The sequence below is a fragment of the Glutamicibacter mishrai genome, assembly GCF_012221945.1.
Lineage (GTDB): Bacteria > Actinomycetota > Actinomycetes > Actinomycetales > Micrococcaceae > Glutamicibacter > Glutamicibacter mishrai.
The window spans coordinates 1,259,810-1,275,886 of the sequence record NZ_CP032549.1 but is presented as its reverse complement, the minus strand read 5'-3'; the positions used below and the strand labels follow the sequence as shown (position 1 = coordinate 1,275,886).

The window sequence follows — 16,077 nt, the reverse complement described above, 5'->3', positions numbered from 1 at the left end:
ATTCGCGATAGATTGCCAGAGACGCATGATGAATCGGGGAGGATCCTGATGGGCAGGGACAATAATGCACGGGTCAGCGTAGGGATTACCGGGTCCACCGCAGTGGTGCGGTTGGAGAATCCGGGCCAGTTCAATGCGCTCACCAAGGACATGTGCCTGCAGCTGGTGGGCGCCTTTGCCGGCCTGGCGACCAATGACGAGGTCGCTTCCATTGTGGTGCGCGGTGCCGGAGGGAACTTCTGCGCCGGGATTGCCATCGATGAAATGGACCAAGTGCTCTTCGACCGGGATGAGGAGGGGGAACTGATCAACCACTTCGATCTGCTCGACAAGATCATCGTGGGCTGTCCGAAGCCGACCATTGCGGTGGTGGAAGGCAATTGCTTCGGCGGTGCCTGGCAGCTGGCTTCGGCCTGCGACATCCAGCTGGCCTCGGATAATGTGCGCATCGCGATCACCCCGGCAAGAATCGGCTTGGTGTTCCCGCGCCCGGGCATCGAGCGGCTGGTGCATGCCGTGGGGGAGCACCGGGCCAAGTACCTGCTGCTCTCCGGAGCGGAGGTGTCCATTGCCGAAGCCGAACGCTGGGGCATGTTCACCAAGGTGGTTTCCCATGGGCAGCTCGAAGAGCAGCTGGACGCCTTGCTGGGCCAGCTGGCGGCGAACTCGCCGTATTCCATTTCGCGCACCAAGGAAGCGATCAACCTGGTGAGCGCTGGGGAACCCACCGACAGCTGGTGGGAAACGCTGTGGGAAGAGAACGGGGCGAACGCGGACCTGGCCGAAGGCAGATCCGCGTTCCTGGCACGCCGTACCCCGGACTACAGCGGGCTGCGCAAATAGTGCCAGCTAGCGCTGCTCGGCGGTGAATTGCGCGACCAGTTCGCGCTTGAGGATTTTCCCGCTGGGACCCAGCGGGAACTCGGTGACGATCTCGATCAGCCGCGGGTACTTGTACGCGGCCATCTGCTCGCTGGCCCACGCCACCAGATCCTGCGCGCCTAGTGTGGAGCCTGCCTCCAGGGTCACCGAAGCGGCGATCTCCTGCCCGTGGGTTTCATGCGGCACCCCGTATACTGCGGCATTGGAAATCTCCGGATGGGACACCAGCACCTCCTCGATTTCGCGCGGGTACACGTTGTAGCCGTTGCGCAGGATCATGTCCTTGGTACGGTCCAGGATGCGCAGGTAGCCATCCTCGTCCTTCGTGCCCAGGTCCCCGGTGCGGAACCAGCCATCGACCACCGCTTCGGCCGTGGCCTCGGGCCGGTTCAGGTAGCCGGAGAACAGGTTATGCCCGCGGACCACCAGTTCGCCCAGCTCGCCGCGCGGCAGCAGCTGGATCTTCTCCGGGCTGGCCGGGTCCGCGATTTCCACATCCACTCCCCAGACCGGGGTGCCGACGGTGCCGGGCCGCGGTTCGACGCCCACATGGTTGAAGCAGGCCACCGGAGAGGTCTCGGTCAGCCCGTAGCCTTCGTGGATCCGCGCGCCGAAGCGCTGCTCGAAGGCGGTCAGGATGGATACCGGAAGCGACGCTCCGCCGGAAATGGCGTAGCGCAGCTTCTGGGGCGTCTGTGTGCGGTGCTTGCCCGCTTCGAGCAGGGCCACATACATGGTCGGCACCCCGAAGAAGACATCGATGCCCGCGTCCAGCAGCAGCTCCAGGGCGCCTTCGGCGGTGAACTTGGGCAGCAGCATCAGCTCGGCGCCCACCCGCAGCCCGGTATTGAGCACGCAGGTCTGGCCGAAGGTGTGGAAGAGCGGCAGCCCGCCGAAGAGCCTGTCGCCGCGGCGCAAATCCATGGTGTTCAGCAGCGTGGTGTGGGTCTGCTCAATCAAGGCAAGGTGCGTGCCCAGCGCACCCTTGGGCTTGCCGGTGGTGCCCGAGGTATACAGGATCGTGGCCAGGTCCTCCGGGCGCCGCGGCAGGTAGGTGGCAATCGGCGTAGCCGCCCGTGCCAGGTCTTCGAGCCGGTCGGTGCCCGAGTCTTCTGGCGCCAGCACGCTGAGCACCGGGACGCCTGAAGCGGTGGCTCCGGCAGCACCCTCGGCGAGCAGCGGCGCGGCGCAGATCATCAGCTTAGCCTCGGAGTCCTCCAAGATGTAGGAGATTTCGCGGGCCTTGAGCAGTGCGTGCACCGGCACCACCACGGCACCCAGGGCCAGAACCGCGTAGTAGGCGCGGGCGAAGTCCTCGACATTGGGGATGAGCAGAGCCACCCGATCACCCGCCGTGATGCCATGGGCCTGCAACGCCCCGGCATAGTTCCGCGTCTCGTCCCATAGCTGCCTATAAGTTGTGCTGTGGCCATCGACGGTGATGGCGTTCAGTTCGCCGTAGCGGGTGGCCCCTTCTGCGAGGATTGCTGCTACTGAAACTGTGAGATTGGACGTGGGAACGCTCATGGTGAACTCCTCGGTGAACTTACAATGCTATGTGCCCTGTGTCACATTAAAACATAATGAAACCGCGGTTCATCGCAAGGCATCCAGTTCCGTAATATCTTGGGTGGCAGCAAATTTTCCGTTGCTGATCTGGACGAAAAGGACATAGACTCAGGCCAAGCGAGCTGGATGTATTGTGGAATGGGGAAGCGATGCCGGCACCAAGGGATCCACGAGCCGAACCCTGCTGGGTCGATCTGCTCACCAGCGACATGGAAGGCTCCGCCCAGTTCTATGCGCAGCTATTCGGATGGGAAATGCGCCGGAACGCGCAAGACACGGACGAAGGATATGCCGAGGTCTATCTCAACGGGTCGATGGTCACCGACTTCATTGCCAATGACCCGGACTCCGAGGTTCCGGACTGCTGGACCACCTACCTGAATGTCACCGATGTGCACGCTGCCGCCTACGCCACCAAGCTGCACGGCGGCAAGGTCTATCTCAAGCCCATCGAGGTTCCCGGACAGGGAACCATGGCCATCATCGGGGATCCAGCCGGCACCGGCGTGGGACTCTTCCAAGCCTTCGCGCCAGCGGGAACGGCCACGAGCCGTGCACCGGGCACACGGATCTGGAATGAACTGCACACCAAGCACTTCGAGACGGTGGCCCGCTTCTACCGCGAGGCCCTGGGCTGGAACTTGTCCCCGGTCTCGGACACGGACGAGTTCCGCTACCACACCTATGGCCAAGGGCCCGAGGCGGTGGCGGGCATCTTCGACATCTCCGGCTATCCGGACTCCAAGTCCGGCTGGCGCGCCTACTTCGCGGTGGCGGACACCGATGAAACCGTGGCGCTTGCCGAGAAGCTCGGCGGCACGGTCATCCATGAACCCCATGACTCCTATTTCGGCCGCATGGCAGTGCTCGGCGATGTCACCGGAGCCGAATTCGCGATCATCTCCCCGTCGAAAAGCTAGCTGGAAGCGGCTAGCTTCCGGTTGCCGCGCGCTTCCAAATGTAAGGGGTCGTGGTGGAAACCTTCACCAGGCCCTGGCGTTCAAGGATCGGACGGGAATACTCCGTGCTGTCGCTGTGCACGTACTTGCGGCCCATGGCGATCGCGCTGCGTGCCCGGGCACCAACCAGGGCCCGGTAGACACCTCGTCCGCGGTATTCAGGCAGCACGCCGCCTCCCCAGAGGCCTGCGAATTCGGTGCCGGCCACCGGCTCCAGACGGCCCGCACCCGCCATTCGCCCCTCCAGCCAGGCGACCCACAGCTCCATGCCGTCATTGCGTCCCATGCGTGAAATCAGGGCTTGGGTGGTGGCTGGGTCGTAGGGTTCGCCGAAGGCTTGGTCGACCATGCGGCACATTTCCTCAATTTCTTCTGCAGCGCTCACACGCCGCAATTCCAGCCTAGCCGGACCGGGGTCGCCACTGGGCAATGCCTGCAGCGGTCCGATCATGATTGATTCGCTCTCCTCGGCATTGAATCCCAATGCTTGCAAGCGCTCGGCCAGCCCGGGTGCATGGTCGTGTCCGCGGGTCTTGAATTCCACCTCGGTGATCTGCGGCTGCGCCGCGAAATGCTCCAGTGCTGCTCCAGCCAGCTGGGCCAAGGTTTGCGGTTCTTTTCCGTTGAAATGCGGATAGGTGATGAAACCGCGCCCATGGGCGTAGGTGGCCAGGCGCAGCGGACCGAGCCGGGTGATGGACTGGGCGCCCGGAGTCTCGGCATCGGTGCGCAGCTGCTCGTCGTAGAGCCTGAGGAGGCGATCGCGATCGGTATCCATCTGCATAGTTTACGGCCGCTGCCCCTCCACTTTGCCTCCTCTGGCCAACGGTGCCACTGGTGGGGAGGAAAGCAACAGTCGGGCCCATGAAATGTTTCGCAAGTCGAGCTCCTCCGAGCAACCAAGGATCTGGAGCTTGACGGCGAAGGCCGCCGGCACCGGAGAACCGGATGCACGGCGGCCTTGGGTCGTTACAGCGCTGGCTGCTTCGCGAAATGCGGCACGACTTCGTTGATGAACAGCTGCAGCGAGCGCTTCTTCTCCTCATGGCTCAGTGCGTTGTCGCTCCAGAAGCTGTATTCGCTGACGCCCAGCTCCTCATAGTGGCGAAGGCGCTCGATAACCACGTCCGGAGTGCCGATCATCGCGGTGCGATGCAGGGACTCGGGCGTGAATTCCTCGCGTCCGGCGAACTTCTCCTCGGGGCTCGGATCGATGAATCCGTTGACCGGATCCACCTTGTTGCCGAAGACAGCATCGAAGGTGCGGTAGAACTTGTTGATGCCTTCGGCCGCCGGGCGCCAGGCCTCCGGCTCGTCGGCGGAGTGCAGGTACGTGTGGCGAAGCACCATGATGTCGGGGCGCTGCTGCACCTCGGGGTGGGCTGCGATGGCCGTCTCGTACTTCTCGACCAATGACTCGACTTCTTCGTCGCCCTTCATCAGCGGGGTCACCATGACATGGCACCCGTTGGCCACAGCGTAGTCGTGCGACTCGGGGCTGCGGGCCGCAACCCAGACCGGGATCTGCTTCTGCGCGGGCTTCGGGACCGAGGTGGAGGTCGGGAACTGCCAGACCTCACCGTCGTGGGCGTAGTCTCCCTCCCACAGCTTCTTGACTGCCGGGATGAGTTCCTGCATGGAGGCTCCGCCGTCAGTGGCCTTCATGCCATCGGTCATGCGATCGAACTCGAACTGGTAGGCTCCGCGTGCCACGCCCAGTTCGGCACGGCCATTGCTGATGACGTCGAGCAGCGCGAGTTCGCCGGCTGCACGGATCGGGTTCCAGAAGGGAGCGATGATGGTGCCGGCTCCGAGCCGGATGGTGGAGGTCCGGGCAGCCAGGTATGCCAGCTGCGGGATCGGGTTCGGCGAGACGGTGTACTCCATGGAGTGGTGCTCGCCGATCCAGACGGTGGAGAAGCCGCCGGCTTCGGCCATTTGCGTCAGCTCGACGAGATTCTCGAAATGCTGTGCGTGGCTGATCGAGTCGTCATAGCGTTCCATGTGGATGAACAGTGAAAAGCGCATGCCTATCCTTCTTTCGGTGCTCTGCTGCCCTTAGGCAGATGCCTGGCTGTTATTGCGTTCGGCGATGGTTTGGTTGGTCCGGGACCAGTGTTCGTGCTCGATTTCCCGCACGATGACCGTGATGTTCTCTGGTGCGGCATCCACGGTGTTTTCGGCCGCTTGGTGCAGTGCGGAGATCAAGGCGCGCAATTGCTGCGGGCTGCGGCCCTTGGCGATGGAAACATCAATCAATGGCATGGGAGCCCCTCCCTTATCCGCGCATCACAAACGGATCCGCGACGGGGGATTCGTCGGTGTTGATCCATACGCTCTTGAGACGGGTGTATTCGTTCATGGATTCGATGCCGTGCTCGATGCCGACGCCCGAGTTCTTGAATCCCTGGCGCGGGGACATCGGGGACATCGCCCGGTAGGTGTTCACCCAGATCGTGCCGGCATCCAGCTTGCGGGCCATGCGGTGGGCGCGGGCCAGGTTCTGCGTCCATACGCCAGCGGCCAGCCCGTAGTCGGTGTCGTTGGCCATCGACAGCAGTTCGTCTTCGTGCTCGAAAGGCATGATCGCTGCCACCGGACCGAAGATCTCCTCGCGGACCACGCGCATGTCGTTATTCACGTCGGTGAGCACGGTGGGGGAGAAATAGTAGCCCGGAAGATCCAAGCCTTCGGGGCGGGCACCGCCGGCCAGCACCTTGGCACCCTCGTCTGCGCCGATCTTCACGTAGGAAGCGACCTTCTCCAGCTGGTCGGCGAAGGCCAGCGGGCCCAGCTCGGTGGAATCCGCCAGCGGGTCGCCGATGACGATGGACTTGGCACGTTCGGTGACACGTTCCAGCAGCTCGTCGTAGACCGATTTGTGGGCGAACACCCGGCTGCCGGCAATGCAGGTTTGGCCGGCCGCGGCGTAGATGCCTGCCACCACGCCCATGGCCGCGTTGGCGACGTTGGCATCGTCGAAGACGATATTCGGGCTCTTCCCGCCCAGTTCCAGTGTGCAGCCGATGAAGCGGCTGGCCGCCTGGGCGGCGATCGAGGAGCCGGTGGCAGTGGAACCGGTGAAGGAGATCTTGGCCAGCAGCGGGTGGGCCACCAGTGCGGCTCCAGCCTCGGCCCCGAAACCGGTGACCACGTTGATGACGCCCGGAGGGAATCCGGCCTGGTCGGCCAGCTCGGCCAGCAGCAGCACCGTGCGCGAGGTGTATTCGCTGGGCTTGATCACCACGGTGTTGCCGGCGGCCAGTGCCGGGGCGATCTTGGATGTGGTCAGGGTCAGCGGCGAGTTCCACGGGGTGATTGCGCCAACCACGCCCAGCGCCTCGCGCTGGGTGTAGTTCAGGATCGCCGGGTTCATGCTCGGGATCTGGGAGCCCTGAACCTTGTCCGCCAGCCCGGCATAGTAGTAGAGGTACTCGGGCAGCGTGGCCAGCTGGCCGCGCATTTCGCGCAGCAGCTTGCCGTTGTCCAGGGACTCGTAGCGGGCCAGCTTCTCGGCATTCTCGCCGATCAGATCGCCCAACCGGCGTAGCAGGTGTCCGCGGGCGGTGGCGCTCAAGGTGCTCCACGATGGGGCGGTGAAGGCCTTATGGGCGGCCGTGACAGCACGGTCCACATCTTCGGCATTGCCGCGGGCGGCCTCGTAGAGCTCGTCGAGAGTCGCCGGGTTGGTGCTGGTGAAGAAACGATCTTCGCTGGGAGCGACGTGCTCGCCGTTGATGAAATGCATGTAACGCTCGATCATGCCTGTTTCCCTTCGTTATCGCTGAAAAAACTGTTCAATTCCGCGGCCAAGGCCCGCGGATTCTCCACCGGGAGCATGTGCCGTGCTCCGGGGATGATGCGCAGCCGCCCCTGCGGTACGGCGGCAACCAGCCGGTGGGACATCTGCGGGGTCGAGCCGGGATCCAGCTCGCCGGTGATAGCCAGCGTCGGCTGCTTGATCGCCCCGAGCTCGCCGGCAATCTCCCGGTCGCCCCGGGCGAAGACCGCGTAGGCGTGCAGATAGGATTCGAGATCGTTGCCGGCCATGGTTTGCCGCGTAGCTTCGATGAACTCCGGATCCACGGTGGTGGACGAGGCCGGGAACCACCGTTCGATGGCCCGGTCCACTCCCTGGGAGAAGTTCGTGCCGGCGGTAGCCAGGCGTTCCTCCACTGCTGCGGACTCTTCGCTGGTGCGCTGGCATACGGAGTTCACCGCGGACAAGGTCAGCACGCGCTCGGGAGCGAAGCGCGCAAGGTGCTGGGCAACCAGCGCCCCGAGGGAGAATCCAACCAGGTGCACCGGCTCCCGGGATTCGATCCGTTCGAGCACATCGGAGGCCAGGCTCGCCAGGCTCTGCTCGCTGCGCAAGGGCGGGCGCAAACCATGCCCTGGCAGATCCAGTGCCACCGATTCGCGTCCCAGCTGCTCGCGCAGGGGCTTCCACATGGTCCGGTCCAATCCGACTCCATGCAGGAGGACAACCATTGGCTGCTTGGTGCTTGTCATGCGTGCTTCGCTCCGTTCCGGCTGATGCGTCCTGCTACTGTTCGGTGGACAGCGGGGCCAGGCGTTCCTGCGGCCGGCCGCGGGTCGCACCAGCCAAGGCGATCAGGATTTCGCCGGCATGCGGAGCATCGGCGATCCTGGCCTCGACGCTCTGGTGGTGCGAACGGATCGTGGCATCGGTGAAATGCTTGAGCGGGATGTCGAACTGCACCCCGGCCGGTCCGCGCTTTTCTACGGCCGGCAGCAAGGTGGTGGCGTTGGCCGCATCGCGGAAGTGGTTGCCGAATTTCAGGGTGTGGATCAGGGCCGAGCCATGTTCGATTTCCCCGTCCAGGCCCACGATGGCTGCTTTGCCGTAGGCTTCCAGCGGGGCGCCCAGCGCTTCGATTACGCGGGGTGCCAGCAGGGCGCCCAAATCCGAGGCCACCTTGTCGATGCCCTCGGTCAGGTCTTCCACGAAGCCCTGGCCTGCCCAGGGGTTGTCGAACACAGCGGCCACAATGACCACCTTGGCCGCCGGCTCGACTGGACGGCCGCCTTCGGAAGCGGTTTCCTCGACGATGGTGACAAGCTTGCGGTAGTTCATAGTTGGATTCCCTTCAGGATTTCGGAGGTGATGACTTGGTCGGTGGTGCGGTCGCCGATGCGGGCGTGCGGACGCGGTCCGGTGGATGCCGCGGCGATCACGGCGATCTCCCCGGCATGCGGGGCGTCGGGCAAGGACAGCTCCAGGGTCTGGTAGTGGGTTCGGGTGGCCGCTGCGGTCTTGTGCCACATCGGTACGCGGAGCGACTCACCGGGAACGCCTCGGCCGTCGACAAAGCAGATGATCGAGGTGCCACCGAGAGCTTCGCGCAGCAGGTTGCCGAAGAAAGGAGTGTGGATCAGCGCGCCGGCGTGCTCCAGTTCCCCATCGCTGCCCACCAAAGCGGCCTTGCCGAAAGCTTCGACCTTCTCGGCTCCGCCCAAGGCTTGGAGCAGACGATCCGAGAGCAGCTTGGCCAGCAAAGGAGCGATGGCTTCGGTCCGCTCGGACAAGTCCTGCGACGTTCCGGTGCCCAGCCATGGATTAGGGATGACAGCGGTGGCCGTCGCACGGGTGATGGCGCCCAGCTCGCGGTGGGGAAGTTCTTCCACCGTGCACGAGATCTTGCGCAAGCCGATGGCCCGGGCCAAGTCCTCGTAGGCATCGAGCGTTGATCTGTTGCTCAAATCGATGAGCTGGGACGGCTGGGCCAGTGGAGAATTCATCTGGTTATTCCTTTGCGAGGCTATTGTGGGGCTAACCCGGTTGTTCTTCGTCTTCTTCTTTCATCGCTGCTAGGGCAGCCGACTGGCTTGATGCTGCAACATGCCTGCGCATCACGAGTTCTGCGGCCAATGGATCCTTGGAGCTGATGGCGTCGATGATGGCCTGATGCTCGTCCTTCGAATTCTGCAAGCGCCCGGGCAAGCTCAGCGTCTGCGAAACAATGCGATGGTAGGCCAGCTGGTTCATCAGCAGGTCATAGTGCTCGGATAGCTTCCTGTTGTCGGCTCCGGCTACCAAGGTGCTGTGGAATTCATGGACCAATTGCGAATAGAGTTCGGCGTCGCCGCGTTCGACGGCCTGCTGGCTGCGTGCAACGTTTTCCTTGAGCTGGTCCAGTTCAGGTACGGCCCCGCGCCTGGCCAGCAAGCCAGCCGCCAATCCCTCAAAGGCTTCCTTGAGCGAAAACATCTCGTGGATTTCGCGCTGGGTAGGCTTCCTGACGAAAGTTCCGACCCGCGCTCGCACCTCAACCAAGCCCTCGCGCTCCAGCTGCTTCAAAGCTTCCCGGATCGGAGTGCGGCTGACCTCGAAATCTTGCGCGAGGGCAGTCTCCGCCAATAGGTCCCCGGGTTGGACAACTCCGGTGACGATCATCTGACGGAGCCTGCCGAGCAGCGGCGTCTCCGGGTTGCTTCTGGCTTTTGATTCCACGATTGAACTCTCTTGCATACAAGAACTCTATCCATAGATTCCCTTGTATGCAACAGAAACTTAGTCGATCGGCATGAAATCGCTAAATTAATGAGAATCTTTTGAAATGTGTTGACTCCATCACAACCTTTGCTAGCATTTCTTGCATGCAACAAATTGTAAATTCACTCCAGCCTGTCAAGGAATCGCTCGTCAATGCTTGGGAAGCGGCTTGGGACCGAGGGCAGGTCGAAGCCCTGGACGAGATCTTCCACGCGGACTTCCGGAGAATCAGCAAGAAATCCAAGAACGTCGCCACCATTGGCGAACTGAAGCAGGAGATCCTGTCCGTTCGGGATGCTTTCCCGGATCTGGTGACAAGAATCGACCACCTGCTCGTTGATGAGCAGGAGCAGTCCATCGCGATTTTCTGGCACACCACCGGGACCTTCATCAACGATCTGCAGGGAGTGCCGGCTACTGGCAACACCGTGGAAACCCGTGGTTCCAACCTGATGAAGATCCAGGATGGAAAGATCATCTCCGAGCAGGTGACGTGGGACCAGAGCGAGCTGCTGGAAGATGTGGGAGTCCCTTCGCTCAAGTCCGCATTCGAACCTGCCGGCGAAGGCGTGGTCGTGGATGATTTGAGCGGGGTGCCGAACCTCGACGCACTCAAGGGATTCAACCGCCAGTTCGTTACCGGCGTGACCGTCGTGACCACCATGGACGAGCAGGGCAAGCCCCGCGGGCTTGCCGCGAATTCCTACGTGTCCGTTTCGCTGGAGCCGCCGCTGGTGCTCGTTTGCGTGCAGAAGACCACCAGCACCTATGCGTCGCTGTTCAAATCCACCCATCTGGGCATCAACATCATGAGCAACGGACAGCGCGACACCGTGGGCACGTTCGCAGCCAAGGGCGATGACAAGTTCGCCAACCTCGAATGGCACCAAGGCCCGAACGGCAGCCCGCTGATCGACGGTTCGGCCGCGTCCATCGAAGCCGAAATCAAGGAGCGCTTCCAGGCCAAGACCCATACCGTATTCATCGCCAAGGTCAAGCATTCCGAGGTCGCCCAGCTTGAGCCGATGGTCTACAAAGCCGGCCGGTTCTACGACGGCGCCGAATTGACCGCGCTGTAGCCCGGCGCTGGCAGAATCCTCCAAAACAACGAAGTGTGAGAGCCATGAAAACCGAAACCAACGAAATGCAGGGCAATGGGCCACGCGGAGGGCCTACGCTCACCGGCGGCAAATTGCGCCGGGCTGCGGACAAGAACGAAGCGAAACAGGTCTACAAGCAGCTCCAGCGCCCAGGCAGCGTCCTCTTCCTTTCGCTGGCCCTGGTCGTGGTCTTCGTGCTGTGGGCGGCTTTTGCACCGGAGCGGCTCAATGCACTGATGTCCGGGGCGTCCAGCTGGTCGGCGCAGTACATTGGCTGGAGCTACCTGCTGGTGACTCTCGGCTGCATCGTGCTGATGCTGTTCCTGGCCTTTTCGCGCTACGGGGGCATCAGGCTGGGCAAGGACGCGGACCGGCCTGAATTCTCCACTTGGGCATGGATCGCGATGATCCTCGGTGCTGTGATGGGCATCGGGCTGATCAGCTATGGGGCTGCTGAGCCGATGAGCCACTTCATGGTGCCGCCGCATGGCCGGGCCGAGCCGGAAACCATGGATGCCGCAGTTCTGGCCTTGCAATTCTCATACTTCGACTGGGGACCAAATGCCTGGGCGCTGTTCGGCGTATTTGGCCTGGCCATTGCCTATTCGACACACCGCCGGGGCAATTCGGGCCTCGTCTCGGTGATGCTCAGGCCTATCCTCGGAAAGTCGATGGACGGATGGTTGGGGAAAATCATTGACGTGTTCACCGTGCTTGCGACGCTCTTCGGCACGACCACTTCCCTGGGGTTGGGTGCTTCGCAGATCGCCGAGGGGCTGAACAGCTTGATCGGGATTCCCACGGATTTGTTCGTCAAGATCGTGATCATCGCCGGCGTGACCATCGTCTTCACCCTCTCGGCGCTCTCCGGCGTGGGCAAAGGCATCAAATGGCTCAGCCAGGGCACGATGATCGGTGCCGCCGCTATTGGCGTCTTCGTCCTGGTATCCGGCCCCACCGGATTCATCTCCAACATCTATTTCCGTTCCATGGGGCAGTTCTTGGGCGAATTCCCGGCCGTGGCGCTGTTGACGCCCTCGGGAGCGGAGGACTTGCAGTGGATGCAATGGTGGACCTACTTCATGATGGCCTGGTGGCTGAGCTGGGGTGCTTTCGTCGGCATCTTCCTGGCGCGCATCTCAAAGGGCCGGACCATCCGTGAGTTCGTTTTTGCGGTCATGGGTGTCCCGTCGCTGGTCTTCAGCGTCTGGTTCAGCATCTTCGGCGGCACCTCGATCCACCAGGAGATGAACGGCAGCTCCGGCATCGGCCAGGCGACGCTGGAGGACACCAACAGCACTTTCTTCGCCATGCTGGCCGAGTTGCCGATACCAGAAGTGACCTCGGCCTTCACGGTAATCCTCGTGGTGCTGTTCTTCATCACCGGTGCTGATTCCAATACCTATGTGCTGGGCACGCTGACCTCCGGCGGAAACATGTACCCCAAGCGCCCGGTCCTGGTGGTCTGGGGACTGCTCACCGGCGTCTGCGCGATCGTGCTGCTGCTCGTGGGTGGGCTCGAAGCGCTTCAACAGGCGGCCATCCTCTCCGCGGTGCCGTTCACAGCGATTGTGACGCTGCTGGGGATGTCGCTGATGAAGGAGTTGCGCTGCGACACGCGCCTGCCGGCACCTTTGCTGGAAGCCGCAGCGCCAATTCGCAGCAGCAACGCAGCAGACTAGGCGGCACAGTGGCGTGCAGCCCCGGTTGAGCCTTGGAGGTGGCCGTAATCAGTCACGGTGGCTGGCATAGCCGGGGTCCGCAAACGTAGAGTGTGCTCAAGCAGCAAGCGGTACCAGCCGCACGAAGTAGCACAAGGAGCGTTTAATGGGCCGCAAGATCGCGCGCCGCCGCATCGTCAGGGCAACGCTGGAGGGCTCGCGCGTGCGCGAGGAGAAGCTGGCCGGCGAGGAGCCGCTGGAGATCCGCTTCGGCCACACCTCCTACACCACCTCCATGCGCACGCCGGGCGACGACTTCGATATGGTCACCGGCTTCTTGGTGGGCGAGGGCATCATTTCCGCCCCCGAGCACCTGGTTTCCCTGCGCTATTGCGCCGGCACCGACGAAGCGGGCAACCAGACCTACAACGTCATCGAGGTGCAGCTGGGTCCGGGAGCAAAGCATCCCGATCTGCTGGCCGCCCGCAATGTGGTCACCAGTTCCGCCTGCGGGATCTGCGGGACCAATTCCATCGACGAGGTGCGCAAGAAAGCCGCCTTCGCGCCGGCTCCGGACGCCGGGCAGGTGGAGCTGGAAACCCTGCTGGGCCTGCCCGACACCCTGCGCGAATCGCAGCAGCTGTTCTCCGCCACCGGGGGAGTGCACGCGGCCGGGTTGTTCTCCGCCTCCGGGGAGCTGCTGATCCTGCGCGAGGACGTAGGGCGTCATAATGCGGTGGACAAGGTCATCGGGGCTGCCCTGCGCGAGGGGTTGCTGCCGCTGGGTGACGCCGTACTGCAGGTTTCCGGACGCGCCTCCTTCGAGCTGGTGCAGAAGGCCGCGATGGCCGGAATTCCGGTGCTGGCGGCGGTCAGCGCGCCCTCGTCGCTGGCCGCGGATCTGGCCGAGGAATCAGGCCTGACGCTCGCTGCGTTCTCCCGCGGACGCAGCGTGAATATTTATACACATGCGCATCGGGTGATCACAGCGTAGCCTTGTAATATGTGAGCTGGATATCAGCACCGGCCGCGCTACCACCAGGAGGGTCTCATGCATCGTTCGGCACCCAAAAAAGACATCAACGAGGATGATCTGAAAGTCAGCGAACCTGCCCATGCCGCCGCGGGCCTCAAAGCGGTCATGGTCTCCATGGAGCGCGGCTTCAGCCAGGCCGGCCCTGCCCGCACCCTGCGCTCGATGCTGCGCGTGAACCAGCACAATGGCTTCGACTGCCCGGGCTGCGCCTGGCCCGAATCCATCACCGAACGCCGCAAGCCGGCCGAATTCTGCGAAAACGGCGCCAAGGCCATTGCCGAAGAAGCCAGCGCCCGCACCGTCACCCCCGAATGGTTCGCCCAGCACCCCATCGAGGTCCTGAAGGACAAAACCGAATACTGGCTGGGCTCCCAGGGGCGGATCACCACCCCGATGATCATCCACGAGGGCGAAAGCCACTACCAGCCGATCAGTTGGGCCGACGCCTTCTCCACCATCGCCGACCACGTGCACGCCACCACCGCGGATAAGTGCGTGTTCTACACCTCCGGGCGCACCGCCAACGAGACCGCGTTCATGTACCAGCTGCTCGCCCGCTCGCTGGGTACCAACAACCTGCCGGACTGCTCGAATATGTGCCACGAATCCTCGGGCACCGCGCTGAACCCGACGATCGGCATCGGCAAGGGCACCGTCTCCCTGGAGGACTTCGAGCACACCGAACTGATTTTTGTGGTGGGCCAGAACCCGGGCACCAACCACCCCCGCATGCTTTCGGCCCTGTCCGACGCCCGCAAGCGCGGCGCCCGCGTGGTCGCGATCAACCCGCTGCCGGAAGCCGGCTTCTTCGGCTTCAAGGACCCGCAGACCGTGGGCGGCATGCTCGGCAAGGCCGAACCGGTGGCCAGCGACTTCCTGCAGATCAAGGTCGGCGGCGACCTGGCCCTCTTCCAGGCCTTCGGCCACCTGTTGCTTGAGGAAGAGGCGAAGAACCCGGGCAGCGTGGTGGACCACGAGTTCATCAGCCAGGCCACCGACGGTTTCGACGCCTACCGCGAAGCCCGCGCCACCCTGGACTGGGAGGCCACCGAGAAGGCCACCGGCCTGAGCCGGGAGCAGATCACCGAGATCGCGCAGCTGCTGATCACCTCCAAGGCGAGCATCATCTGCTGGGCGCTGGGGCTGACCCAGCAGCCGCACTCGGTGCCGACGCTGAAGGAAATCATCAACCTGCTGCTGCTCCAGGGCAACTTCGGCAAGCCAGGCGCTGGCGCCTGCCCGGTGCGCGGACACTCCAACGTCCAGGGTGATCGCACCATGGGCATCTGGGAGAAGCCGACCGAAAAGCTGCTGGCCGCGATCGACCAGGAATTCGGCATCAGCTCCCCGCGCGCCCACGGCTACGACTCCACCGAAACCCTGCACGCCTTCGAAAAGGACGAGGTTGACGTATTCGTCTCCATGGGCGGCAACTTCGCGCTGGCCAACTCGGACACCGAAGCGCTGGAGGCGGGCATGCAGCGGGCCAAGCTGACCGTGCACATCTCCACCAAGCCCAACCGCTCGCATGTGGTGCATGGCAAGACCTCGCTGATCCTGCCCACCCTGGGCCGCACCGACAAGGACGACAAGCACCCCGGCGGCGCGCAGTTCCTGTCGGTGGAGGACTCCATGTCGGTCATCAAATCCACGCGCGGCCGGCTCACCCCGGTCTCCGACCACCTGCTGGCCGAACCGGTGATCGTCGCCCGCATGGCCCAAGCGATCCTGGGCGAGGACCACCCGATCAACTGGCGTGCCATGGCCGAGGATTACGATACGATCCGCGACCACATCGAAAAGGTGCTGCCCGGGTTCGAGGACTTCAACGCACGTGTGCGCGACAAGAACGGCTTTGTGCTGCCCAACCCGCCGCGCGATACCCGCTCCTTCGCCACCGACATCGGCAAGGGCCGCTTCACCGTCTCGGACTTCGAGGCGCTCGAAGCCCCCGAAGGCCACCTGATCCTGCAGACCATGCGCAGCCACGACCAGTACAACACCACCTTCTACGGGCTCGATGACCGCTACCGCGGCATCAAGGACGGCCGCCGCGTCATCCTGATCAACCCGGAAGACCTGGAGGCCACCGGCTTTGCCGATCGCGATCTGGTCGACGTGATCTCCACCTTCGCCGGCACCGAACGCCGCGCCAACCGCTTCCGCTTGGTTTCCTACCCGACCGCAAAGGGTTGCGTGGCCGCCTACTATCCGGAGGCCAACGCGCTGGTGCACCGCGACCTGGTGGCCCGCGAATCCAACACCCCCGGTTTCAAGGCCATGATGGTGCGGTTCGTCGAGCATACCCAACAGCCGGGCGCAACATTGGATTCATAAATCCCCGGTTCCCGGC

At 63.4% G+C, this 16,077-nt stretch carries 15 protein-coding genes; 6 read left to right on the top strand and 9 right to left on the bottom strand.

Annotated elements, in window-relative coordinates; all coding sequences use genetic code 11:
* The first annotated feature begins 48 nt into the window (after window positions 1-48).
* Window positions 49-843 carry an enoyl-CoA hydratase/isomerase family protein gene (locus tag D3791_RS06010; RefSeq protein WP_172511591.1) on the top strand — a complete coding sequence of 265 codons (795 nt, stop codon included), beginning with the start codon at window positions 49-51 and terminating at the stop codon, window positions 841-843.
* Between the two features lie 6 nt (window positions 844-849).
* Here D3791_RS06010 and D3791_RS06005 read toward each other — a convergent pair whose 3' ends face one another.
* Window positions 850-2,409, bottom strand: a complete 1,560-nt coding sequence (locus D3791_RS06005) for a long-chain-fatty-acid--CoA ligase (protein WP_172511590.1) — start codon at window positions 2,407-2,409, stop codon at window positions 850-852.
* Window positions 2,410-2,600: 191 nt separating this feature from the next.
* Here D3791_RS06005 and D3791_RS06000 point away from each other — a divergent pair, with 191 nt between their 5' ends.
* Entirely contained in the window at window positions 2,601-3,371 is a 771-nt protein-coding gene (locus D3791_RS06000; RefSeq protein ID WP_172511589.1) for a VOC family protein, read from the top strand.
* A gap of 10 nt (window positions 3,372-3,381) precedes the next feature.
* On the opposite strand, the gene D3791_RS05995 is transcribed toward D3791_RS06000, so the two are convergent.
* The 8 genes from D3791_RS05995 to D3791_RS05960 all read right to left on the bottom strand — a co-directional run bounded on the left by D3791_RS05995 (window position 3,382) and on the right by D3791_RS05960 (window position 9,903).
* The gene (locus D3791_RS05995) at window positions 3,382-4,188 is read right to left on the bottom strand and encodes a GNAT family N-acetyltransferase (RefSeq protein WP_172511588.1); all 807 of its coding nucleotides are present in this window, start codon (window positions 4,186-4,188) and stop codon (window positions 3,382-3,384) included.
* A gap of 191 nt (window positions 4,189-4,379) precedes the next feature.
* Window positions 4,380-5,438 (bottom strand): LLM class flavin-dependent oxidoreductase, encoded by a 1,059-nt coding sequence (locus D3791_RS05990; RefSeq protein WP_172511587.1) that lies wholly within the window; start codon window positions 5,436-5,438, stop codon window positions 4,380-4,382.
* A gap of 30 nt (window positions 5,439-5,468) precedes the next feature.
* On the bottom strand, window positions 5,469-5,675 hold the full coding sequence (locus tag D3791_RS05985; protein WP_038993187.1) for a tautomerase family protein: 207 nt from the start codon (window positions 5,673-5,675) through the stop codon (window positions 5,469-5,471).
* A gap of 13 nt (window positions 5,676-5,688) precedes the next feature.
* Window positions 5,689-7,173 (bottom strand): aldehyde dehydrogenase, encoded by a 1,485-nt coding sequence (locus D3791_RS05980; RefSeq protein ID WP_172511586.1) that lies wholly within the window; start codon window positions 7,171-7,173, stop codon window positions 5,689-5,691.
* The gene (locus D3791_RS05975) at window positions 7,170-7,922 is read right to left on the bottom strand and encodes an alpha/beta fold hydrolase (RefSeq protein ID WP_172511585.1); all 753 of its coding nucleotides are present in this window, start codon (window positions 7,920-7,922) and stop codon (window positions 7,170-7,172) included. The genes D3791_RS05980 and D3791_RS05975 overlap by 4 nt, the downstream gene beginning before the upstream one ends.
* A 34-nt stretch (window positions 7,923-7,956) precedes the next feature.
* Window positions 7,957-8,508, bottom strand: coding sequence for an amino acid synthesis family protein (locus tag D3791_RS05970; RefSeq protein WP_038993192.1), 552 nt, complete (start codon window positions 8,506-8,508; stop codon window positions 7,957-7,959).
* Window positions 8,505-9,173 (bottom strand): amino acid synthesis family protein, encoded by a 669-nt coding sequence (locus tag D3791_RS05965; RefSeq protein ID WP_141356366.1) that lies wholly within the window; start codon window positions 9,171-9,173, stop codon window positions 8,505-8,507. Before D3791_RS05965 ends, D3791_RS05970 begins: the two co-directional genes overlap by 4 nt.
* A 31-nt stretch (window positions 9,174-9,204) precedes the next feature.
* Complete coding sequence (locus D3791_RS05960; protein ID WP_141356368.1) at window positions 9,205-9,903, bottom strand: GntR family transcriptional regulator; 699 nt, start codon at window positions 9,901-9,903, stop codon at window positions 9,205-9,207.
* 128 nt (window positions 9,904-10,031) lie between these two features.
* On the opposite strand from D3791_RS05960, the gene D3791_RS05955 reads away from it, so the two are divergent.
* The 4 genes from D3791_RS05955 to D3791_RS05940 all read left to right on the top strand — a co-directional run bounded on the left by D3791_RS05955 (window position 10,032) and on the right by D3791_RS05940 (window position 16,061).
* A complete protein-coding gene (locus D3791_RS05955; protein WP_172511584.1) occupies window positions 10,032-11,006 on the top strand; it encodes a flavin reductase in 975 nt (324 codons plus the stop codon).
* A 44-nt stretch (window positions 11,007-11,050) separates the two neighbouring features.
* Window positions 11,051-12,709, top strand: coding sequence for a BCCT family transporter (locus tag D3791_RS05950; protein WP_246242366.1), 1,659 nt, complete (start codon window positions 11,051-11,053; stop codon window positions 12,707-12,709).
* Between the two features lie 145 nt (window positions 12,710-12,854).
* Window positions 12,855-13,682, top strand: a complete 828-nt coding sequence (gene fdhD, locus D3791_RS05945; protein WP_172511583.1) for a formate dehydrogenase accessory sulfurtransferase FdhD — start codon at window positions 12,855-12,857, stop codon at window positions 13,680-13,682.
* A 57-nt stretch (window positions 13,683-13,739) separates the two neighbouring features.
* Window positions 13,740-16,061 (top strand): FdhF/YdeP family oxidoreductase, encoded by a 2,322-nt coding sequence (locus D3791_RS05940; RefSeq protein WP_172511582.1) that lies wholly within the window; start codon window positions 13,740-13,742, stop codon window positions 16,059-16,061.
* Window positions 16,062-16,077: the final 16 nt, after the last annotated feature.

Excerpts from the sequence above, each read along its gene's own strand:
- D3791_RS06010 (WP_172511591.1), top strand. The coding sequence starts at position 49 with ATGGGCAGGGACAATAATGCACGGGTCAGCGTAGGGATTACCGGGTCC.
- D3791_RS05955 (WP_172511584.1), top strand. The coding sequence starts at position 10,032 with ATGCAACAAATTGTAAATTCACTCCAGCCTGTCAAGGAATCGCTCGTC.
- D3791_RS05975 (WP_172511585.1), bottom strand. The coding sequence starts at position 7,922 with ATGACAAGCACCAAGCAGCCAATGGTTGTCCTCCTGCATGGAGTCGGA.
- D3791_RS06005 (WP_172511590.1), bottom strand. The coding sequence starts at position 2,409 with ATGAGCGTTCCCACGTCCAATCTCACAGTTTCAGTAGCAGCAATCCTC.
- D3791_RS05970 (WP_038993192.1), bottom strand. The coding sequence starts at position 8,508 with ATGAACTACCGCAAGCTTGTCACCATCGTCGAGGAAACCGCTTCCGAA.
- fdhD (WP_172511583.1), top strand. The coding sequence starts at position 12,855 with ATGGGCCGCAAGATCGCGCGCCGCCGCATCGTCAGGGCAACGCTGGAG.
- D3791_RS05960 (WP_141356368.1), bottom strand. The coding sequence starts at position 9,903 with ATGCAAGAGAGTTCAATCGTGGAATCAAAAGCCAGAAGCAACCCGGAG.
- D3791_RS06000 (WP_172511589.1), top strand. The coding sequence starts at position 2,601 with ATGCCGGCACCAAGGGATCCACGAGCCGAACCCTGCTGGGTCGATCTG.
- D3791_RS05965 (WP_141356366.1), bottom strand. The coding sequence starts at position 9,173 with ATGAATTCTCCACTGGCCCAGCCGTCCCAGCTCATCGATTTGAGCAAC.
- D3791_RS05980 (WP_172511586.1), bottom strand. The coding sequence starts at position 7,173 with ATGATCGAGCGTTACATGCATTTCATCAACGGCGAGCACGTCGCTCCC.
- D3791_RS05995 (WP_172511588.1), bottom strand. The coding sequence starts at position 4,188 with ATGGATACCGATCGCGATCGCCTCCTCAGGCTCTACGACGAGCAGCTG.
- D3791_RS05990 (WP_172511587.1), bottom strand. The coding sequence starts at position 5,438 with ATGCGCTTTTCACTGTTCATCCACATGGAACGCTATGACGACTCGATC.
- D3791_RS05985 (WP_038993187.1), bottom strand. The coding sequence starts at position 5,675 with ATGCCATTGATTGATGTTTCCATCGCCAAGGGCCGCAGCCCGCAGCAA.
- D3791_RS05950 (WP_246242366.1), top strand. The coding sequence starts at position 11,051 with ATGAAAACCGAAACCAACGAAATGCAGGGCAATGGGCCACGCGGAGGG.
- D3791_RS05940 (WP_172511582.1), top strand. The coding sequence starts at position 13,740 with ATGCATCGTTCGGCACCCAAAAAAGACATCAACGAGGATGATCTGAAA.